19 protein-coding genes are annotated in these 21,436 nt (G+C 47.2%); 10 read left to right on the plus strand and 9 right to left on the minus strand.

Features of this window, described 5'->3' with window-relative positions:
• The first annotated feature begins 106 nt into the window (after positions 1 to 106).
• The 4 genes from CSHOW_RS03020 (at position 107) to CSHOW_RS03040 (ending at position 6,730) form a co-directional block, all read left to right on the plus strand.
• Positions 107 to 352: an RNA recognition motif domain-containing protein gene (locus tag CSHOW_RS03020; protein ID WP_002948394.1), complete on the plus strand. Its 246-nt coding sequence runs from the start codon at positions 107 to 109 to the stop codon at positions 350 to 352.
• A gap of 70 nt (positions 353 to 422) precedes the next feature.
• Positions 423 to 1,547, plus strand: coding sequence for a tRNA glutamyl-Q synthetase (locus CSHOW_RS10395; protein ID WP_002948395.1), 1,125 nt, complete (start codon positions 423 to 425; stop codon positions 1,545 to 1,547).
• Positions 1,548 to 1,890: 343 nt separating this feature from the next.
• Complete coding sequence (gene dnaE, locus CSHOW_RS03035; protein WP_002948397.1) at positions 1,891 to 5,871, plus strand: DNA polymerase III subunit alpha; 3,981 nt, start codon at positions 1,891 to 1,893, stop codon at positions 5,869 to 5,871.
• Between the two features lie 247 nt (positions 5,872 to 6,118).
• Positions 6,119 to 6,730 (plus strand): hypothetical protein, encoded by a 612-nt coding sequence (locus CSHOW_RS03040; protein WP_002948399.1) that lies wholly within the window; start codon positions 6,119 to 6,121, stop codon positions 6,728 to 6,730.
• A 171-nt stretch (positions 6,731 to 6,901) separates the two neighbouring features.
• On the opposite strand, the gene CSHOW_RS03045 is transcribed toward CSHOW_RS03040, so the two are convergent.
• The gene (locus CSHOW_RS03045; RefSeq protein WP_002948400.1) at positions 6,902 to 7,468 is read right to left on the minus strand and encodes a DUF234 domain-containing protein; all 567 of its coding nucleotides are present in this window, start codon (positions 7,466 to 7,468) and stop codon (positions 6,902 to 6,904) included.
• Positions 7,469 to 7,583: 115 nt separating this feature from the next.
• On the opposite strand from CSHOW_RS03045, the gene CSHOW_RS03050 reads away from it, so the two are divergent.
• The 4 genes from CSHOW_RS03050 to CSHOW_RS10400 all read left to right on the plus strand — a co-directional run bounded on the left by CSHOW_RS03050 (position 7,584) and on the right by CSHOW_RS10400 (position 11,546).
• Complete coding sequence (locus CSHOW_RS03050) at positions 7,584 to 8,876, plus strand: aminotransferase class V-fold PLP-dependent enzyme (protein ID WP_002948401.1); 1,293 nt, start codon at positions 7,584 to 7,586, stop codon at positions 8,874 to 8,876.
• Complete coding sequence (locus tag CSHOW_RS03055) at positions 8,873 to 9,505, plus strand: SEL1-like repeat protein (protein WP_002948405.1); 633 nt, start codon at positions 8,873 to 8,875, stop codon at positions 9,503 to 9,505. The genes CSHOW_RS03050 and CSHOW_RS03055 overlap by 4 nt, the downstream gene beginning before the upstream one ends.
• 509 nt (positions 9,506 to 10,014) lie before the next feature.
• Positions 10,015 to 10,506 carry a hypothetical protein gene (locus tag CSHOW_RS03060; protein ID WP_002948409.1) on the plus strand — a complete coding sequence of 164 codons (492 nt, stop codon included), beginning with the start codon at positions 10,015 to 10,017 and terminating at the stop codon, positions 10,504 to 10,506.
• 161 nt (positions 10,507 to 10,667) lie between these two features.
• On the plus strand, positions 10,668 to 11,546 hold the full coding sequence (locus CSHOW_RS10400) for a hypothetical protein (RefSeq protein WP_002948410.1): 879 nt from the start codon (positions 10,668 to 10,670) through the stop codon (positions 11,544 to 11,546).
• A gap of 259 nt (positions 11,547 to 11,805) precedes the next feature.
• Here the strand turns inward: CSHOW_RS10400 and CSHOW_RS03070 are convergent, their stop codons facing one another.
• The 8 genes from CSHOW_RS03070 to CSHOW_RS03105 form a co-directional block, all read right to left on the minus strand.
• Complete coding sequence (locus CSHOW_RS03070; RefSeq protein ID WP_002948411.1) at positions 11,806 to 12,357, minus strand: NAD(P)H-dependent oxidoreductase; 552 nt, start codon at positions 12,355 to 12,357, stop codon at positions 11,806 to 11,808.
• Between the two features lie 223 nt (positions 12,358 to 12,580).
• Entirely contained in the window at positions 12,581 to 13,183 is a 603-nt protein-coding gene (gene thiE, locus CSHOW_RS03075; protein ID WP_002948416.1) for a thiamine phosphate synthase, read from the minus strand.
• Positions 13,176 to 13,958, minus strand: a complete 783-nt coding sequence (gene thiD / locus CSHOW_RS03080) for a bifunctional hydroxymethylpyrimidine kinase/phosphomethylpyrimidine kinase (RefSeq protein WP_002948417.1) — start codon at positions 13,956 to 13,958, stop codon at positions 13,176 to 13,178. The genes thiE and thiD overlap by 8 nt, the downstream gene beginning before the upstream one ends.
• A 42-nt stretch (positions 13,959 to 14,000) precedes the next feature.
• Complete coding sequence (locus tag CSHOW_RS03085; protein ID WP_002948418.1) at positions 14,001 to 14,729, minus strand: hypothetical protein; 729 nt, start codon at positions 14,727 to 14,729, stop codon at positions 14,001 to 14,003.
• Positions 14,729 to 15,445 carry a basic amino acid ABC transporter substrate-binding protein gene (locus CSHOW_RS03090; protein ID WP_002948419.1) on the minus strand — a complete coding sequence of 239 codons (717 nt, stop codon included), beginning with the start codon at positions 15,443 to 15,445 and terminating at the stop codon, positions 14,729 to 14,731. Before CSHOW_RS03090 ends, CSHOW_RS03085 begins: the two co-directional genes overlap by 1 nt.
• A 59-nt stretch (positions 15,446 to 15,504) precedes the next feature.
• Complete coding sequence (locus CSHOW_RS03095; RefSeq protein ID WP_002948420.1) at positions 15,505 to 16,326, minus strand: transporter substrate-binding domain-containing protein; 822 nt, start codon at positions 16,324 to 16,326, stop codon at positions 15,505 to 15,507.
• A gap of 12 nt (positions 16,327 to 16,338) precedes the next feature.
• A complete protein-coding gene (locus CSHOW_RS03100) occupies positions 16,339 to 17,067 on the minus strand; it encodes an amino acid ABC transporter ATP-binding protein (protein WP_002948421.1) in 729 nt (242 codons plus the stop codon).
• Entirely contained in the window at positions 17,060 to 17,770 is a 711-nt protein-coding gene (locus CSHOW_RS03105) for an amino acid ABC transporter permease (RefSeq protein ID WP_002948422.1), read from the minus strand. Before CSHOW_RS03105 ends, CSHOW_RS03100 begins: the two co-directional genes overlap by 8 nt.
• Before the next feature lie 141 nt (positions 17,771 to 17,911).
• Between CSHOW_RS03105 and putP the strand changes: the two genes are divergently transcribed.
• Both putP and CSHOW_RS03115 read left to right on the plus strand, forming a co-directional pair.
• Positions 17,912 to 19,402 carry a sodium/proline symporter PutP gene (putP, locus tag CSHOW_RS03110; RefSeq protein ID WP_002948423.1) on the plus strand — a complete coding sequence of 497 codons (1,491 nt, stop codon included), beginning with the start codon at positions 17,912 to 17,914 and terminating at the stop codon, positions 19,400 to 19,402.
• Positions 19,403 to 20,650: a DUF2130 domain-containing protein gene (locus CSHOW_RS03115; protein ID WP_002948424.1), complete on the plus strand. Its 1,248-nt coding sequence runs from the start codon at positions 19,403 to 19,405 to the stop codon at positions 20,648 to 20,650.
• The last annotated feature ends 786 nt before the right edge of the window (positions 20,651 to 21,436 follow it).

Consider the following 21,436-nt stretch of genomic DNA (forward strand, 5'->3'; position numbering starts at 1 on the left):
TACAAAAAATTATAAAAATATCAATTTTTATCTAGCTTTTTTATTTAAATTCGGGTATTATCTATTAACCGATTTTATCGGGAATTTGATTTAAGGAAACGTTACTGTGAATATTTACGTCGGTAACTTGTCATATCGCATGACTGAGGCAGAGCTTAAGGATACATTTGCGCCGTTTGGCGAAGTAAAACGCGCGAAAATCGTCAAAGATCGCGACACGAATCGCTCAAAAGGATTCGGATTCGTCGAGATAGAAAACGACGCAGACGCGCTAAAAGCGATTGAAGCGCTAAACAACAAGGAAGTAGGCGGCAGAGCTCTAAGAGTAAACGAATCTAAACCTAAAGAATAATCCGGCCGTCAAATCTGACGGCTTTTAACTAATTTTTAAATTTAAGCTTTTTAATCAATTTTCGCTCCAAATGAACCAAAAAATCACCTCTCGTATCGCTCCGACTCCAAGCGGCTTTTTGCACGCGGGCAATGTTTACAACTTCTTGCTGACCTATCTTTTTACTCGCGCATTTGACGGGAAATTGTACTTAAGGATCGATGACTACGACCTACCGCGCTACCGCAGGCAGTATGTGGAAAATATCTTTCTCGTGCTTGATATGCTGGGCATTGATTTTGACGGCGGACCTGGCGGAGTGGGGGAATTTGAAACCAAATTTAGCTCCAAATTTCGCCTTGGAGCCTACCAAAATGCGCTTAAAAAGCTTGAGCAAAAAGGCGTTTGCTATGCTTGCGAGTGCTCGCATTCGATGAAAAACTCATTTAAAAACGGCATTTACATGCGGGTTTGTGCGGATAAAAATCTTAAATTTAAAAAAGACGAAACGGCTATACGACTTCGCGTCCTTGATGTGGCGGAAATTTGCGTCAGGCAAAATTTGATAAATTTTGATGCTTTGTGTGGCAAACCAGACGGAGCGGCAAACCAGACGGGCGGGCTTTGGGGTAGTGAGCAAAAAGCGCAAAACGGCGTGGCAAACGGTTTAAAAAATTTGGAAAAATTGGGCGACTCGGGCGGAGCGAAACCTGGCGGTGAAAAATTTAGCTTTAATGCCACGGAAAATTTAAATTCGGCAAATTTAGGCGTCTTAAATTTGACGGACGAAACGGCGTTTGAGGCGGAAAAATTCGCGCAAGCTCAAAGCGTAAATTTGGCGCAAATTCTGGGCGATTTCGTCATTTGGAAAAAGGACGATACGCCCGCGTATAATCTAGCTAGCCTCGTGGACGATGAGATTTTGGGCGTAAATTTGCTCGTGCGAGGCGAGGATCTGCTCGCGTGCTCGGCGGCGCAAAAGTATATGGCGCAGATGCTGGGCTACGATTTTGCGGGCGCAAATTTCATCCATCACGGCTTGCTAGCGCATGGCGGCAAAAAGCTATCCAAAAGCTCAAGTGCACCGGCGGTTAGTGTAGCGGACGGCGCCAAAATCCACTATAAATTTGCCGCCCTTAAGCTCGGGCTCGACGCGTCAAAATGCGACGCTTTGTCAAATTTGCTTGAGATGTTTGAAGAGAAATTTAGCCGATAAATTTAGGCGCTTTGCACTCTTGTTTGGATTATTTTTAAAATTTAAAGAGCGCGGTAAATTTTATCCGCCCTATCTAAAATTTTCTTAATCTCCTCGTAATCGCGCTTCAAATTTTTATTTATACGAGGTTGCGTCAAATTTACCGCTCAAATTTGGGCTAAATTTGGAGCCGTAAATTTAAATCAAGCTGCCCGCACCGCAGGGGTCAAATTTAAGCTCAAATTTGACGAAAAGCCCACACCAGCAGCCTATTTTCCGAGCCTAGCTAAATTTAAACGAGGCCGATTTATCCGCCTAAAAGAAAAGTTTTTGTAAAATCAAAAACATTAAAAAGGACGAAAAAATGAGCGATTTTACAGATTTTACGCACCTGCACCTGCATACGGAGTATTCGCTGCTAGACGGCGCCAACCGTATCAAAGAGCTAGCCAAAACCCTAAAAAAACAAGGCGTCAAAGCCGCAGCCATCACCGACCACGGCAATATGTTTGGCGCTATAGACTTTTATAAAACGATGAAAAATGAAGGCATAAAGCCGCTCATCGGCATCGAAGCCTACATCCACAACGGCGAGGAGCTCGGGGATAAAAGCACCAAACAGCGCTTTCACCTCTGCCTCATCGCCAAAAACGAAATCGGCTACAAAAACCTGATGTATCTGAGCTCCATGAGCTACATTGAGGGGTTTTATTATTATCCGCGTATCAACAAAAAGATACTAAAAGAGCACAGCGAGGGCATCATCTGCTCATCGGCGTGCCTGCAAGGCGAGGTGAACTGGAACCTCAACCAAAGCGAGCGAAATTTGCGTTTCGGCGCTGGCGGATACGAGGCGGCAAAGGAAGCCGCGCTATGGTATAAAGAGGTCTTCGGCGATGATTTTTACCTCGAGATCATGCGCCACGGTATCGGCGATCAGAGGCGGATCGACGATGAGATCTTGCGCCTGGCAAAGGAGCTAAATATCAAGGTCATCGCAACCAACGACACGCACTACACGTTTAAGCAAAGAGCCGATGCGCACGAGGTTTTTATGTGTATCGCGATGAACAAACTGCTTGACGATCCAAACCGCCTGCGCCACAGCGTGCATGAGTTTTACGTCAAGACGCCTGCGCAGATGAGCGAGCTTTTCGCCGATATCCCAGAAGCCGTTACAAACACGCAGGAAATCGTTGATAAATGCGACCTCTCTATCAAGCTAGGCGACGCTACGCCGCCCAATTTTAAATTTACGCTTGAGTACGCCGCCGAGCGAAATTTGAGCCTGCCCGAGCCTGATAAACGATACAGCATACCAAACGACAGCGTGTTGTTTGAGCACGAGTGCAGGCAGGGGCTAGAGGAGAGGCTGAAATTCGTCACCGCAGAGCGCCACGAGGAGTATCGCACCCGTCTGCAGCGTGAGATAGACATCATAAACAAGATGAACTTTCCTGGCTATATGATGATCGTTTGGGACTTTATCAACGAAGCTAAAAAGCGCGGCGTGCCGGTAGGCCCGGGACGCGGCTCTGCGGCGGGAAGCCTAGTTGCGTATAGTCTAAAGATCACCGACCTTGATCCGCTACCCTATAACCTGCTTTTCGAGCGTTTTTTGAACCCGGAGCGCGTTAGCATGCCCGATATCGACGTGGACTTTTGTCAAAACCGCCGTGGCGAGATCATCGACTACGTCATCGAAAAGTACGGTAAATTTAACGTCGCGCAGGTTATTACATTTGGTAAGTTGCTGGCAAAGGGCGTCATCCGCGACGTCGCGCGCGTATGCGATATGCCCTACGCCGAGGCGGACGCTATGGCAAAACTCATCCCGGACGAGCTAGGCATCACACTAGAACAAGCCTTTGAAAAAGAGCCAAAGATCGGCGAGCTGATAGCAAGCAACTCAAATGCAAATAGAATCTGGAAATTTGCCCTTGACCTCGAGGGTCTAAACCGAAACGCCGGTATGCATGCCGCAGGCGTAGTCATCTCAAACGAGGAGCTGTGGAACAAAACACCGCTTTTCCGCCAGCCAAACGCCGAGGAGGATCACTTCGTCACGCAGTATAGCCTAAAGTACCTAGAGGACGTTGACTTAATCAAATTTGACTTCCTGGGGCTAAAGACTCTAACCGTGATAGATAACGCCGTTAAGCTCGTAAAAAAGAGATTCGGTAAAGAGATAATCTGGGAGCAGGTCAATAAAAACGACCCAAAAACCTACGAGACGATCAGTAGCGGCCAGACGCTTGGGCTGTTTCAGATAGAGAGCGAAGGCATGCAAAAAGTCGGAGCCGATATGCGCCCCGACTGCTTCGAGGATATCATCGCGATGATCTCGCTTTATCGCCCGGGCCCGATGGATCTTATACCAGATTTCATCAAGCGCAAGCACGGCCTGGAACCTATCACGTACATTTTCCCTGAGCTTCAGCCCATACTAGAGCCCACCTACGGCGTTATCGTATATCAAGAGCAAGTTATGCAAATCGTGCAGACTATCGGCGGCTTTTCGCTAGGAGGTGCGGATCTCGTGCGCCGCGCGATGGGTAAAAAGATAAAAGAGGAGATGGATAGGCTAAAGGGCAAATTTATCGAGGGAGCCGAGGCGCAGGGACTAGACGGCAAAAAGGCCGACGAGCTGTTTGAGCTTATTTTGCACTTCGCTTCGTACGGATTTAACAAATCCCACGCCGCAGCCTACACCTACGTGACCTTTCAAACGGCGTATCTAAAGACCTACTATCCGGCCGAATTTATGGCGGCTCTCATCACTAGCGAGGAGACCAATGCCGATAAAATTTCGCGCTACATCGACGAGTGTAAGCGCCTAGATATCGCTATCCTGCCGCCATCGGTCAATAAATCTGCCAAAGAATTCTCAGTCGTTAGCGAAGGGGGTAAGGACGCCATCATCTACGGCCTAGGCGCGATAAAAGGCGTCGGAGGCGCGGCGATAGAAAATATCTTAGAGGAGCAGGCCAAGGGCGAGTTTAAGGACATCGACGACTTCGTCTCGCGCGTGGATAACTTTAAGGTAAATAAAAAAGTCTTTGAAAGCCTGATAAAATCTGGCTCATTTGATAGCTTTGGCCTAACGCGCAAGATGATGCTAAACAACCTAGATAACATCGTAGAGGCGTGCAAAAACGCCGCTACCATCAAGAAAAACGCGGCCGAGAGCCTATTTGGCGACGACGAGAGCATGGCGACGGTTAAAACTAGTCTCGTACGCGACGACTCTGAACTAGAGCTAAAAACCAAGCTCAAATTTGAGCTAGAAAGCGTGGGTATCTACCTCTCGGGCCACCCGTTAGACGAGTACCGCGAGCAAATCTCAAAGATAAAATACACTCTAAGTGATAAATTTGACGAGCTACCGGAAAACGGCGAGATGCTGTTAGTCGGCAAGATAGAGGATCTCACCACAAGGATCAGCAAGAAAAACGGCAAAAAAATGGGTACGATCGAGATGCTCGATTTTCACGGTACGGTCGAGATCGCGGTCTTTGACAGAGGCCTTGGCGCGGTCGAGTCGATGAGCGCGGACGAGCGCGATCTACCGCATGCGTTTAAGGTTCGCTACTCCAAAGACGGGCAGTTTATGCGGATAAATTTGGATAAAATTTTAACTCTTGACGAGGCTATGGGCATGGACTTTTCGCATCCGCTCGAAAAATACAAAGAGCAAATCGAGCAGATAAAACACACTCCTAGCAAGGACTTTGGCAAGATAGATAAGACCAGCGAGATCCTAGTCGTCGGCAAGATCGCCGAGATCGCTAAAATCCCTAGTAAAAAAACCGGCAAAGAGTTTATGATGCTAAGCGTCATGGACCTTTTTGGCACGTTTAAGGTTGCGGCGTTTGACTCCGAAAAAGGGCTCATCGAGAGCCTAACGGGCGAGCAAAAGGACGCTCCACTAGCCTTTAAGGTGCGCTACTCGCGCGACGATCAGGGCACTCGCATAAATCTAATCGACGTCGTGAGCCTAGAGGACGCGCGCGATATGAATTTCCAAAGCAGAAGCTTTAGGCAGCGTAAGGAAAGTAGCAGCGGCAGCTACCAAAACAGCTCAGCCGCTAGCGAAAGTAGAGGCAAAAGAGAGCTTGAGGATCTGGTGTTAGAACTAAATTTGGACGAAACGGGCAAGGATCTCATCACGCAAATTTACCGCGCCGCCATCGGCGAACACCGCGCTGCAGCCGATAAAAACAACAAGCGCCTGATCATCCGTATCAAAGACGTGCAGGAAGGCCGCGCGCTGGTTTATACGACGGAGTTTATCGTGGGGGATGGGTTTGAGGGGAGGGCTTTAGGGCTAAAACAAGCCGTTTAAATTTGACGGCTTGTTTTTTGAATTTAAAGTTGAGAAATTTGCCCATCCAAAAAAGCTAATGAAGCTTGAAAAAACGGCGTAAATATACTAAAACCCATAGATAAAACCGCAGAAAAGAAAAATCTGGACGTAAAAGTCCAGCCGTTTTCTTAATAAATTTAACTTCCAAAGCCATTTTTTACTTTCAAATGATACAATTCTGATTTCAATTATTAAATTATAGCTTTTAAATTTGACGGGAGCTCTCATGAAAAAACTGGTTTGGCTAAATCCTGTTGTAAAAAGTATCTACGACTTTGCGGCGCTTAAAGAAATTTTGCAAGACAAAGGCTTTAGCGTAATGGAGTGCGAAAAAGATCACGTTAATAGCGTCAAAAACGCATATAAAAATGACCTCGCGCAAAAGAAACTCATCTTTGATAGTCGCTGTCCTAGGGCTGCAAATTTCATCAGGGCAAATTTCAAAGAGCAGGCCGCTCTCATCTCAAATTTAAACCCTATTTTGATTGAAAGCGCCATGGAGCTTAGCTCAAGGCTAAAAGAGAACGAGTGGCTCTACGTGACGACGCCCTGTGAGGACTTGGCCGAGCTTGGCAGGGAGTTAAATTTAGCTCGAACCACATTTTTGACATGGAAAAGCTTCAAAGAGCAAAATGAGATAAATTTAGAGACAAAAAAGCTTGAAGCAAGCCCGGTACCGCCGGGATTTTTTACAAATTTGGGCGTAAAGACCCTAAGCCTTGGCAATAAAGAAAAGATACAAAACGCTCTTTCGTATAAATTTAGAGAGCTTAAAAACTACCGGATCATCGAGCTTTTATACTGCGAAAACGGCTGTCACAACGGAGATGGGCTGTGAAGGAAATCTTTAAAAAGAGCATTTTAGTTTTGGTGATCTTTGCCCTCTGGCAGGTCGTCTGCGAGCTAGAAATTTTCACGCCATATATCTTGCCAAGCCCAGTGACGACTTTTAAGACGATGTTATCCATGATACAAAGCGGTGAGCTCGTCACGCACACTGTTATTAGCTTTAAGCGTATATTTGCAGGCTACGCGCTCTCCTTTGCCCTAGCACTTGTGCTTGGCGGCAAAGCAGCTCAAAGCCAAAGCCCGCGTACGAGTCAAACTCACGTCTGATAATCTCCATCAGCGCGGCCTTTTCGCCGTTTTTTAAAAGGGTCAAATTTGGCTCGATGAAATAAAACCAAAATCTAGTAAAATTGTCGTTAAAGACCACCTTATCCTGCGCCTTGTCGCGCTCGGGTAGCTTTTTGGATTTTTGATATTTGCTTTTTACGCGCGGTTTTTCTAGCGTCTTTTCGATGCTGACTACGCCTGAGTTTATCGCGGCGGCGTAAATTTTTAGGATGAGAGGACGGGGCAGAAATTTATTTAGAGCGTATTTTTTGCGGTCGTTTTTAGCAAGCTTGCAAAGAGCAAATTTAAGCTCGCTCTCAAAAGGCGCGTCAAAGCTAAATTTGAGCGACAGATCTTCAAATTTATCTAAAATTTCCTTTTCGATCGCCTCGAAAATATCATAATAATTCGCCTCAAATTTTAGCGCGTCAAAGACTAGATGAAAGTAAATAAGCTGCAAGATATCAAGGTGCTTAAAGCGCGCGTAGCTTGATTTTAAGGCGTAGATTTTTGCTCCTTTTTAGCCCATTTTAGCACAACTTTGGTTATAATCTCTTTTTTTATAAGGAAAAATTTTGGTTAGCATCGACGAAATCAGGAAAAATATTATTTTAAAAAAGGGCGTGCGCTACTTTGACTACACGGCCTCAGGTCTAGCCTACGCGCCAATAGAGCGCAAGATCGCAAAATACCTAAAAACCTACGCCAACACGCACTCAGAAAGCGCCTCAAACGCGCTAAAAACGCAAAAACGCTACGAAAAAGCAAGGCAGAACCTAAAAGACGCGCTGGGGCTTGATGGGCGATTTTATCTGATCTCTGCCGGTTGCGGTGCGACGGGAGCGATAAAGAAATTTCAAGAGATCATGGGGCTTTACCTGCCGCCTATGAGCGCAAACCGCCTAGGCGAAGAGGCGGTAAAGGGTGCAAATTTACCCCTCGTCATCGTCTCGCCCTACGAGCACCACTCAAACGAGGTTAGCCTACGCGAGGGGCTGTGCGAGGTCGTGCGCATACCGCTAAGCAAGAGCGGGGAGATAAATTTCGGCAGACTCGATCAACTGCTCAAAATCAACTCAAAGCGCGAGATCATCGGCTCTTTTAGCGCGGCGTCAAACGTCACGGGGATAATCAGCGACTACAAAAAAATCTACGTGATGATGAAGCGATACGGCGCGACGGTGGCCTTTGACGCGGCTAGTTTTAGCTCGCACGATAACCTCGACGCCGACTATTTCGACGCGCTATTTCTCTCGCCGCATAAGCTTTTAGGCGGCGTGGGTAGCTGCGGACTGCTCGCGATAAGAAAAGAACTCGTAAAATCAGACAAACCGACCTTCGCCGCGGGCGGGACGGTTAGCTACGTGAGCCGTAGTTCGCACTTTTTTGCGCCTAGTATCGAGCGCGCAGAGGAGGGCGGCACCCAGCACGTGATGGGGCTTATAAGAGCCGCGCTAGCATACAGGCTGCGAAACGAGGTCGGCCTAGACGTCATAAAAAGCCGCGAGGATGAGCTTGCGAGGCTATTTTGCGAGGGGCTGGATAATATCCCCGAGGTCGTGAGCTACTGCCCGCGCGCAGTGCCGAGACTGCCGATTTTCGCGTTTAACGTTAAGGGCGTTTCGCCGTATGATTTCGCCGAGGCGCTGAGCGAGGACTACGGTGTGCAGACTCGTGCTGGGTGTGCGTGTGCCGGTCCGTACGGACACGATCTGCTCGGACTAAAAGACGATCAGAAATTTGATCAAAAGCCAGGCTGGGTTCGCGTGAGTCTGCACTACTCGCATACGCAAAAAGACGTCGCATATCTGCTAAAGGCGATCAAAAAAACTATTAAAAAATTTAAAACCAAAAAGGAAAAGAAATGAATAAAATTTTAGCCGCAGCCCTGTTTGCCATTTGCGCCGTTTGCACGCAGGCAAAGCCATTTAGCCCCGAGCAGTACGCAAAAGTACTGCGCGAGTACAACTCCGTCGCGGGCGCGAACAACTACTTTGAAAGCGGTAAATTTAAAGAGGAATTCGAGCTTCGCAAAAAATACTGCGACGAGGGTCTAAGAGACGCCTGCGGCGATCTGGGGCTGCTCTACGTTACGGGTCTAGGCACGCCAAGAGATAGCAAAAGGGCGGGCGAACTACTCGAGTATGCCGCTAAAAACGACGAATTTAAGGCCATATCGCAGTACTACGAAGCCGCACTTGACATAGCTCGCGCGGCGGAAAAATACCCGGACGATAAGGTCACGCAGCACCTAGGAGCCGAGTTTAAAAACTCGCTGGAGCAGTGCAAAGCCTACAAGGGCGATCGCCACGTGTGCTTCCGCGCGCTGGTGATAAGCGGTATGCTACCAAAGGGCGAGGGCGGCCTGGGGCTATCGCAGGCTGAGTTTGCCAAGACGTGGGAGGACATCGTCGTGAGCGATGTCGAGCGCAACGGCATGGACGACTCGAAGGTAAACTCGCTGGCAAAGGAGCTGGAAGGACTAGCGGCACGCTAAATTTGCGGGCTTTTGCGGCGTAGATTTGCTTTTTTGGCCAGGCGATCCGTCAAATTTAAACGTCCGCGCTTTTTTCTTTTTGCGGGCGGCTTTGCGTCTCATGTAAATTTAGATTACTTGGCTCAAATTTGACGCGCCGGCAATTGCTAGGCTTAAATTTGGGTCGATTTTGGGTAAATTTATCCAGCGGTGCATAATTTGCTTTTGCTCAAATTTGACCGCTTTTTACGGATAAATTTAGCTCTCTCCTGGTGGCATTTTGCGGCTTGCGAGTTTTTGCCTGGCGGGCTTTACAGCTATCTTTACGGCGTAAATTTGCTAAATTTTGCTAGCGTTCGAGCAAATTCGGTCGTCAGGCTTAGAGCCTTTGCTTGTGCTTTATGCGCGCGGTCAAATTTACGTGCCTGCGCGGGTTTTGCCCCGCTCAAATTTGACGTATTTTTGTGTCCAGCTCAAATTTGCGCGGCGTTAATTTTTACGAATTTACAAAAACTTTGGAGAAAATTTAGATGCGAGATTCGCGCGAGTTTCAGGTTTTAGCGGGCGATGTAAAAAACGTGAGATGGAGTGCGGCGACGGATGACTGCGTTTTTGAGATCGCGGGCGCGAAATTTAACGCCAAAATCCCAAAAGAGCGACTAGTGCCCTGCGAAAACGACCGCTTAGCTATCGCTTACGACGAGAAAAACGAGGTTTGGAATTTTAAAAATTTAACCTCAAACAAGTGGCTCAAAAACTACGCTTGGCGCGCGCATTTGATGATTTTTGAGGAGGCGGTGATGGAGCTTTTGCCCAATAGCGTTTTTGGTGCTATTATGATTCTGCCGATAGTTTGGCTAGCTCGCCACCTTTCGGATTTTGGATACTTAGTCATTATGTTTGCGTTTATTATTTGCCTGTTTTTATCGTTGCCTTTGCTGTATTTGGACGGCAAAACTCGGACAGACAAGGCAAATGCGTATCTAGCTTTGAGAAAATTTTTAAAAGAAGCGGATTTGTAGTTCGTCGTCAAATTCGCCCGCCCAAAAACGCTGCCAAACGCGGCAAATCCGGCGCCTATTTTTAAATTTGACGGGCAAACGAGCGATCAAATTTATAGGCGCGCAAATCTATATCGCTCAAATTTCGGGCGCGAAAACGTAAAATTTAAAGGGGATTTAGTTTGCAAGAAACGCAAAACGGTTTAAACCTGCTCGGCGGCCGCGCTGGCTTGCTTGAGTGCGTCTATAAAGACAAAAGCGGATTTGATTATAGCTTTAGCTTGGACGGACAAATTTTAAACGTTCGCTCGCTGCAAAGTCCGCTCTTGCCGGTAAATGCTGGCGACGAAATGCTGGCGGTTTGCGATAAAAAGGGGCGGGTTTTGGGGCTAAAAAACCGCTCTTTAAACTCCGCGGTCTGGTACGCCTACGAGCCTAGCTCCTTTTTTTCGGCTCTGTTTTTCGTGCTGTTTTTGCTATTTGCCGCGGCCGGCGTTTGGGCGATTTTCTCAGGATTTGACGGACGGCAGCCGCTTTTTGGCACTTTGCTGCTAGTTTTTGGTTTCGGCTCTCTTGCCTTTGCTTGGTTTAAATATCACGGCGAGGCGTCTTTGGGCTTGCGCGTTAGGTTGATGCTTGGCGTCGCAAAAGAGCCCAAGTCTAGCGGCGAGGCTAGCGGCGCGGTGCGCGACCTAAGGATTTTTGAGGCAAAAGAGAAAAATTATTTTAGCGTCACTATCGGCGATACGTTTTTGTGGGGTAGCAGCCCTAAAAAGCGCGCCCTGGAGCTAGAAAACGGCGACGAAGCGAGCGTAAAATACGAAAATTTCAGGGTCATAAAGATACGAAATCTCAGCAAAAACCTGACGGCGAAAAAGTCGCAAGGCTTTTTTGAAAGAGTGCTTTGGTTTAATGTCGATATCGCGATCAGCCTTTGCGCGGGGCTTGTTTTGCTCTATGCGGGGACGATGGATTTTTGGTTTTCGCCTTTTGCGGGGATTGCCGGCTTGATAATCTTGCTCGGCGGGGTCTGCTTTAACGTGTTTTATAAAAAAGATTAGCCTTCGGTGCGGCTTGGCAAATTTGGCGCAGAGACTCCAAATTTGAGCTCGATCGCCGTAAATTTGACGCTAAAATTCGGCTTAAAATTTGAGTAGCGTAAGCAGACTCGTCAAATTTTAAGCCTTACAAAAACGCTTGCAAATTTTGCCGGGCGGTAAATCGCGGAAATAACGGCGATAAAGCTTAAATTTAGCGCGATCTCCGTGGTTTATAGCGAGGTAAATGTACGCACGGCAAGGCTAACTGCGCCCGTCAAATTTAGCCTAAATTTCGCAAAAACTCCGCGTATTCTCTAGCGCCGCGCTCTAAATCGTCCTGGCTTGATACGTAGTCCACGCCCGGAGTCTCCTCGGCGCCGTAAAATGCGAAAAAGTCGCGGTAATCGGCGTGAAAATAGTATTTAAACGCAAGCTCAAACGGCGTAAGAACCTCGCGCAAGCTAAAATGATAGCGTCCTTGCGGGCAGTAGTCGCTCTTTTTGATGCCCGCGGTCACGGCTAGAGCCACCTTGCGACCCGCTATGCCGTCCGAGCCGCGTCCGTAGGCAAAGCCGTGCGTCATCACCGCGTCGATCCACGATTTTAAAATCGGAGGGCAGGAGAAGTTATGAAGCGGAAACTGCAAAACGAGGGCGTCGTGGGCTCTGATGAGCTCTTGCTCGCGCGCGGCGTCGATATCGCCGCCCCCGTAAACCTGCGTCAAATCATGAACGCTAAAGCGCTGCGGCTCTTTGAGAGCCTCTTGTAGCAGGCGTTTGTTTATGACCGAGTTTTTGATGTCTGGGTGGGCTAAGATGATTAGAGTTTTCATTTTTCTCCTTTTTGATCGAGTAAATTTTAACTGTCGGCAAGCGCCGCCTTAAGCTCGCAAATACGCTGTTTCAGACTACAACGTGGTAAATTTATACGCAGCTGCCTATCGACGCGCCGCTTCGGATGCATCGTTTCAAACTCCATCGGAGCAAATTTTAGCAAACTTGGCTTAAATTTGAGCGGAGCATTGCGCAGTTTAGCGACGCAAATTTAGCGCATTTTTACAAAAACGCTTGCAAATTTCGCAAATTTTCTTTTATGGATGCTGGGCGGTAGAGCGCTGAGATAACGGCGACGTAGTCTGGGTTTAGCGCGGCGATTTGCGCGATATTTGCCGCGTTTATGCCGCCGATCACGCAAACCGGGATACGTAAAATTTCCTTTGCGCGCCTGATCGTTTCAAATTTACAAAGCGGGGCGTTTGGTTTGGTCGGGCTCGCAAACAAGGCGCCAAATGCCGCGTAAGAAGCGCCCTCATCCTGCGCCCTTAGCGCTAAATTTAGATCGTCGTAGCAGCTAACGCCGATAAAGGCATCCTCGCCCAGGATCTTTCTAGCGGCCTTTACTCCGCCGTCGTCTTTGCCGATGTGCACGGCGTTTGCGCCTATTTTGGCGGCGAATTTGACGTCGTCGTTTACGATAAATCTTGCGCCGTAACGCTCGCAAAGCTCTTTTAGCGCAAAAGCTACGCACTCGTTTTTTGGCTCGATTTTAGTGCGGTACTGTAAAAGCTTTACGCCGCACTCTAGCAGCTCCCCGGCCTGCGCTAGCACGCTACTCTCTGGCGTTAGAATATCATCCGTGATAGCGTAAATTTCAGCCACGGTTTGCGCCTGCGGCTTTGTGATCTAGCAGCCGCACGCCGAAATTTGAGCCGTGGGCGTTTTTGATCGCGTTTGCGACGAAGGCTTTGGCGCGTCTGATCGCCGTTATCTCGTCTGCACCACACGCTAGGGCGCATGCGATAGCCGTGGCAAAGCTACATCCCGCGCCATGCATGATCGTAGGTTGCTCTAGCGGCTCATTAAATTTAACTATCTCGCCGCTTTTTTTATAAAGCGTGTCCTCGCAAATCTTGCTCGTTCGCGTGCGTTTGAGTACCACGTCGCAGGGTAGATCGGCGCTTAAATTTAACCGCTCGCCGTCAAAATTTAACCCCAAAATTCGCGCTTCGTCTAAATTGGGCGTCGCGATACGGGCGAGGCTTAAAAGCTCTTTTAGCGCGTTTATAGCGCCCTCTTGCAGCAGCTTTGCACCGGATTTCGCCACGCAGACGGGATCTATCACGGCGCTTATGCCCTGGTTTTGTTCCAGCCAGGCTTTGACGCAGGCTATGAGCTGTTCGTTAAATAGCATGCCGATCTTTACTGCGTCAAATTTTAGCTCGGCGCAGACTGCTTCTAGTTGCGCGTTTAAAAACTCGGGCGTTACGGGCATCACCGCACTCACGCCGCTCGTGTTTTGAGCAGTTAGTGCAGTGATCGCAGTCGCGCTGTAGCAGCCGTAGGCCTCGCAGGTTTTTATGTCGGCTTGCACGCCGGCACCCCCGACGCTGTCGCTGCCTGCGATGATTAGGATATTTTTTTTAGGATTTTTCATTGTTTTACCTTGAGCGGTTGTTAAATTTATCTTTGAGCGAATTTATTTGTCGCCAAAATCCTTGCCGAACTCGACTCCAAGCTCTCTTAAATTTACGGGGCCGTTTCCTTGCGACTCCATCGGCGGCGGTGGAGTTTGCGGCTGCGTTTGAGTAGGTTGCTCGCTTGTAGGGTTTTGCTCGGTTTGAACGTTTTTGGTTGCGTTATTTTCGGCTTTTTTACTTTTTTTCTTCGGTTCTTCTAGCTTTTTGCCGGTTAGGCACTCGTAAATTTCCGCGTGATTTTTCTCGGCCCAGTCCTCTTTGACCTCGATTTTTTGGTACTCTTTGCTAGTAGGCAAGGCGAGGCCGTTTTTGACCAGGGTTTTGTTTAGGATTCTGCTTTCGTCGCTTACTTCGCACAGCCATCTATCGCCTAGATTTTTTAGCGTGAGTACGTAGTAGTTGCGCTCCGGACGAAATATCTTTTTTATCTCTTTGTCGTAGGATTTGGTGAAATTTTCCAGCTCTTTATTATCTTTTATGCATTTTGAGCCGTCGTAAAATTTAACGTTTGCAAGCTTGCAAGGAGCGATCACGGCGGCGTTTAGCCTAAAGACAAAGGTATTGTAGTCTAAAATTTTTTCTAAAAAAAGGACCTCTTTGGCGACTTTTTCGCGTTTGGATTTGGTTGTTTGGGTGATTTGCATGTCGGTAAACTCGGCAACCGAATTTACCGACAGCAAGGCTAAAGCGCAAAATTTAATCAGAGTAAAAAATGCGCTTTTTGTCATTATTTTAGATCGTATTTTTCTAGCAGTTTATCGTAGCTGCCGTCTTTTTTTATTTCGTCAAGCGCGGCGTTTATTTTAGCGATTAGATCTGCTTGTTTGTCTTTATCAAATGCTATAGAAAAGCCCTCGCTACCGTCGTTTTCTTTGAAAAACTCCTCAAGCTCGGGGTTTTTCTTTAAAAAGCCGTAACCGATCGAGCTATCTAGCACGACCGCGTCTATCTTGCCTTTTTTTAGTCCCATGATTAGCGGAACCGGATCCTCGGCAGGCACGACTTTAGCGCCTGCGATAGCGTTAGCGGCGATCTCTTGGACCGTGCCTTGCTGTACGCCTACTCTTTTACCGTTTAGGGCCTCTTTGCTTGCGAGAGCGTCGTTACCTTTAGCGCGCAAGTAGATGTTTTCGGTCGCATAGTAAGCCTGCGTGAAATCAACCGACTTTCGTCTATCGTCTGTCGCGCTCATCGCGCTTGCTACGGCGTCGATCTTGCCAGTTTTTAGAGCTGGGATTAGGCCGTCAAAGCTCATATTTACGATCTTGTACTCAAAACCCGCGCGTTTAGCGAGCTCCGCTACTAGATCCATATCAAAGCCCGTAATCTTATTTTGCTCGTCCACATACTCAAACGGCGGATAGTTGGCGGCTGTACCGATCTTTAGCTCGGCGGCGCCAAGCGTAGCTAGGGCCGCTAAAAGCAGCGCAAAAATCTTTTTCATTTTCTCTCCTTTAAATTTGGTTTCAAATTTAACCCGCGTTTTGGTGCGGGCTCGTAAATTTACTTTAGGTCGTATTTTTCCATCATCTTGTCAAATTTGCCGCTCTTTTTGAGCTCCTCTATGGCGGCGTCTATCTTGCCGATTAGCTCCAGGTGCTTGTCTTTATCAAATGCGACGGCAAAGCCCTCGGTACCGTCAGGAAGCTTTAAAAACTCCTCCAGATCCGAGTTTTGCTTTAGATACTCGTAACCGATCGGGCTATCTGTTAGTACGACGTCGATTTTACCCGCTTTTAGCGACAAGATCGCAGCCGCTACGGTCTCTGCAGGCACGGATAAGTCGCCGCAGATAGATTTAGCCGCGCTCTCTTGCAATGTGCCTATTTGCGCGCTTATTTTTTTGAGGTGCATATTGGTCGCATTTACGTCGGTACCCTTTTTGCGGATGAAAAGATTATCCGAAAAATAATAAGGCTTCGTAAAATCAACAGATTTTCGTCTCTCCTCGGTCGCGCTCATACCGCTTAGTGCGGCGTCTATCTTGCCTGTTTTTAGGGCTGGGATCAGTCCGTCAAAGCTCATATTTTGTATGTCAAATTTGACGCCGATTTTCTTACCGACGGCCTCTATCATATCGATTTCAAAGCCTACGATCTTGTTGTGCTCGTCAATATACTCAAACGGCGGATAGTCCGCGCTCGAACCCACTCTTATCGTTTGTTGTACCGCTACGGGGGCTGCCTCGTTTTTTACTGCGGCGTCTTTGCTTGCTTTTTCATTCGAGCTTTGACCGCAGCCTGAAAGCATTAAAGCGGCGGCTACGAAAACGAAAAGTTTTTTAAATTTGCCGGCGGACAAAGCCGCAACAATGTTTTGTGACATTTTGACCTCCTTTTAGTGGTTTAAAATTTTACCTAGAAAATCCTGCAAACGCTGATTGCTAGGGTTTTCGAAAACATTTTTAGGCGTGTCGTCTACGGCTATTTTACCGCCGTGCATGAAAAATATCCTATTTGCCACGTTTTTAGCAAAGCCCATCTCGTGGGTGACTACTAGCATCGTGATGCCTTTTGCCGCGACGTCCTTCATGATGTCTAGCACCTCGCCGATCATCTCGGGATCTAGCGCGCTGGTTGGCTCGTCAAAGAGTATGACCTCTGGATTCATCGCTAGGCTTCTAGCGATTGCTATACGCTGCTTTTGACCGCCCGAGAGCTTGTGCGGGAAGGCGTATTTTTTATCGCTTAGACCCACGCTTTTTAGTAGCTCGTCGGCTCTTTTTTCCGCGCTTTCTTTATCCAAAATCCCCGCTTTTATGGGAGCTAGAGTTAAATTTTGCAAGACGTTTTTATTTGCAAAAAGGTTAAAGTGCTGAAAAACCATGCTTACTTTTTGACGGATTTTATTTATGTCCGTTTTTTTGTCGGTGATGTCTTCGCCGTTTATCTTGATGTGCCCGCCGCTTGGCTCCTCTAGGCGGTTTATGCAGCGCAAAAACGTACTCTTGCCGCCACCGCTCGGGCCTATGATAGCGATGATCTCGCCTTGTTTGATATCTACGCTGATGTCGTCTAGGACGCGCAAATCGCCGTAATTTTTACTCAAATTTCTAATCTCAATCATGGCGATTTAGCCTCCTCTCCAAAATTTTAACCAAAAACGTAAAGAACTTCACGCTGACGTAGTAAACTATACCCGTGAAAATGACGGGCTCTGGGCTATAAAACACCGCTTGCAGGCTTTTGCTTTGCATCGTGATGTCGATGACGCTGATGTAGCCTACGACTGACGTCTCTTTAAATAGCGAGATAAATTCGTTCGCAAGCGCAGGCAAGATGTTTTTGGTAGCCTGCGGGAACACCACTTCGCGCATCGAAACGTAGTAGTTTAGACCCATCGCCCTTGCGGCTTCCATTTGGCCCTTATCGACGCTATTTATACCGCTACGCACGATTTCTGCGACGTATGCGGAGCTGTTTAGCCCAAGCGCGATCAAAGCGACGTAAAAGTTATCGCTCCAGGTCGCGAAAATCACGACCGAAAATATAAGAAGCTGCAAAATAATAGGCGTTCCGCGCAGGATATCTACGTATTCGTCTATGAGAAAGCTTAAAATTTTGATATTTAAAAACTTTAAAAACGCCAAAATAAAACCCAAAGTCACGCCGATAGCCGTGCCGCCGATAGTGAGCCCTAGCGTCACGCCGTAGCTTTTAAGGTAGGCTAGACGTTGCGCCTCGTTTAACTCCGTCGGATAAAAATAGTAAACGCCCGCGGAGACGATGACGACGAAAAACAACGCCCTGAAAAATTTTTCGTTTAGCATTTCTTAAACCTTAAAAGTGTAATGAGGGTTAATAATACGGAAAAAAATATAAATTTAACCTTTTTTACGCGAAAAAATTATCTTTTAAACAAATTTATCATATTATCGTAACTCAAATTTAAAAAAACCGAGGGAAATTTAATGGACTATGCACGCTATATCGCCATCGCGCTGTATTTTGGATTTTTGCTTTTCGTGGGGCGATACTCGTATAACAAAAACGCCAATATGGGCGAATACCTGCTCGACAACCGCCGCCTAGGGCCGGTCGTAACTGCTCTAAGCGCCGGAGCTAGCGATATGAGCGGCTGGATGCTGCTTGGCGTGCCTGGAGCGCTTTATGCCACGGGGCTAGCTACGATTTGGATGGTTTTGGGGCTCGTTATAGGAGCGTATTGTAACTACCTATTTTTAGCAAAGCGTTTGCGCGTCTATACCGAGGTTGCGAGCGACAGCATCACGATTCCCGATTTCTTACAAAACCGCTTCAAAGACGAGACTAAAATTTTACGCATAGTCTCCGGCCTTTTGATTTTGATATTTTTCACGCTTTACGTGAGCAGCGGGATAATCGCGGGCGGTAAAAGCTTTGAGAGCTTTTTTGGATTAGATTTTAAATTCGGCGCGATTTTTACGCTTGCTATCGTCGTTTTTTATACGTTTTTCGGAGGTTTTCGCGCGGTTTGCATCACGGATGCGTTTCAGGGCATGCTGATGTTTTTGGTTCTAGTCGCCGTACCAGTAGTCGCGTTTTGTAATCTAAATTTGCCTGACGGCGCTACCTTTTGGAGCGAGGTGTCAAAATACGGCAAAAACCATCTAAACGTCTTTTACGATCAGACTTTTTTAAGTATCTTAGGACTCATGGCGTGGGGGCTTGGGTACTTCGGACAGCCGCACATCATAGTTAGGTTTATGGCGATACGAAGCTCAAAAGAGCTAGCTCAGGCGCGCCGCATCGGTATCGGCTGGATGGCGATAGGCTTAGCTGGAGCGATGATGAGCGGACTGATCGGCTTCGTGTATTACAGCGAGTTAAATTTACCTCTAGCAGACCCCGAGAAGGTCTTTTTGCAGCTTGGCGAGACGCTGTTTCATCCGTTTTTCGTGGGTATCATCATTTCAGCCGTGCTTTCGGCTATCATGAGCACGATCTCTAGCCAGCTTTTGGTTAGCGCAAGCTCGGTGACGCAGGACTTCGTGTTTGCCTTTTATAAAAAAGAAATTTCGCAAAAAGCTCAGGTCTCAGCCGGCAGATACGCCGTCGTGGCCGTCGCGCTCGTGGCTACCGCGCTTGCTTTTAGTTTTAACGAAAGCGTGCTAAACGTCGTGGGATACGCGTGGGCGGGCTTTGGCGCGAGCTTTGGGCCGGTGCTGCTTTTTAGCCTTTACTGGCGTAGGATGAGCGCGCTAGCGGCCTTGCTGGGTATGATAACGGGCGGAGCGACGGTGATCGCGTGGATAGCGCTCGGGCTAAATTCTTACGTTTACGAGATATTGCCGGGTTTTGCGGTCTCTTGCGTCGTGATCTATCTAACCAGCCTCTACGGCGACGCGATAGACAAGATGAGCAACGAGCCAAACTCGGCCACCGTGCAGGACGAATTTGAAAAAATGAAAACGAGGCTGTAAATGCAAAGTAGCGTAAAATGCGGTAACTGCGGCGCCGAGGTCGATGTAAATTTAGCCCTTAAAACCGAGCTTGAGCTTGAAATGAAGCAAAAAATGGCGGCGGCTAGGCGAGATTTCGACAAAGAGATCGAGATTAAAAGAGCGCAATATAAGGAGCACTTAGACGCTTTAAACGCGAAGGAAAAAGAATTCGACGCTAAATTTGCCGCAGCCCTAAACGCTAAAAAAACCGAGCTTGAAAATGAAATAAAAGCAAAGCTCGAGGGCGAAAATTTAAACATAGTAAATGCTCTAAAAACCGAGCTTGAAGCCAAGTCAAAGCAGATAAACGAGCTAAATTTAAAGACGCTTGAGATAGAAAAGCTAAAACGAGAAAAGAGCGAATTTGAAAGCGCGCTGATGGCAAAAACCGAGGCTGAGCTAAGCAAGCGCCTAAACGAGGAAAAAGAGCGGCTGGGCAGGGCTTTGGCCGAGCAAAACGAGCTAAAATTTAAGCAAAAAGACGAGCAACTAGAGGCGCTAAAAAAGCAGCTAAACGAGGCGCAAAGGCGCATAGAGCAGGGCAGCGAGCAGCTACAAGGCGAGACGCAGGAGCTCGCCATCGAGGCGTGGCTGCGGGAGAAGTTCGTATTTGACACCATAGACGAGGTCAAAAAGGGGGCAAACGGCGCGGACGTGATGCAGATCGTAAATACTCGCGAGGTGCAAAACTGCGGCAAAATCTACTACGAAAGCAAACGCACGAAAAATTTTTCAAACGAATGGATAGAAAAATTTAAGGCCGATATGCGTGCCTCAGGCGCCGACGTCGGGGTGCTAGTTAGCGAGGCTCGGCCAAAGGAACTAGAGCGTATGGGGTTAGTTGAAGGCGTATGGGTGTGCAACTACGAGGAGTTTAAGGCGCTTTGCTTCGTGCTAAGACAGGGTGTCGTGGAGCTAAATTTTGCTAGGAACTCCGCGCAAAACCGCTCAAACAAGATGGAGATGCTCTACTCGTATCTCGTCAGCAACGAGTTTAAGATGCGTATCGAGGCCATCGTAGAGGGTTTTTCTGCGATGAGCGAGGAGCTAGAGCGTGAGAAAAACGCGATGAAACGCATCTGGAAGAGCCGCGAAAAACAGATCGAAAAGGTGCGCGACAACGCGATCGAGATGTTTGGCTCGATAAAGGGAATCGCGGGAAATGCGATAGGGGAGATAAAGATGCTGGAGCTGGGGTTTGATGCGGGCGATTTTGATTCCCCATAAATGACGGATTTTAGAATAAATTTTTCTGCGCCCGCCGCAGTCACGGACGACCAGTCCGCTCCTTTGCGGGCAAGAAAAATTTATTTAAACTACGCCTATTTTGTCTGGAATATTTGTCTCATATCCTGCTAAATTTGCAAATTTAACTTTGCCAAAATTTAAAAACGAAAGGCTCAAATTTGAGTGATTATGATTTGTCTAAAGGCGCCAGGCTTGATGACGATGAGAAGGTTCTGTATTCCTATCAAAATACAAATTATTTTTTTGTCGTTAGGATGCTTATTTGCATGTTTTTGCTATTCGTTTTGTTTAATATCATAGACGGCAGTATCTTGTCTATGATTGTCATATCCGCCGTTTCAATTTTTCTATTTTACATTATGTGTTGCGAGATATTAAATTATAAAAGGCGATGCATATGTATTACCAATCAAAATTTTATTACCGGAAATAGTGTAAAAACAAAAAAAGAGGAAATATCATATTTCTATACAATTTATGTATTCGGATATCGTCCCGCAATCGTCTTTTATAAAAATAAAAAGTTTTTGTATTTTTTATTTGTCGAGGATGATGTAAATTTTAAAACTGCGATGAGCGCTATTTACGACATCTCGCTTAATGAAGATTTTAAATTTGATTTAGGTAGCGGAGCGTATGGATTCGCCAAGAGCTATGCGATAAGGAAATTAATAAAATAGTGCAAGTACGCAAAAGCATATTGATTTAAGCACTGGTTCGGCGTGCCGCCGTCGCGCTATATATTTTAAATTTGCAACGGGGCTA

Source organism: Campylobacter showae, assembly GCF_004803815.1.
Lineage (GTDB): Bacteria > Campylobacterota > Campylobacteria > Campylobacterales > Campylobacteraceae > Campylobacter_A > Campylobacter_A showae.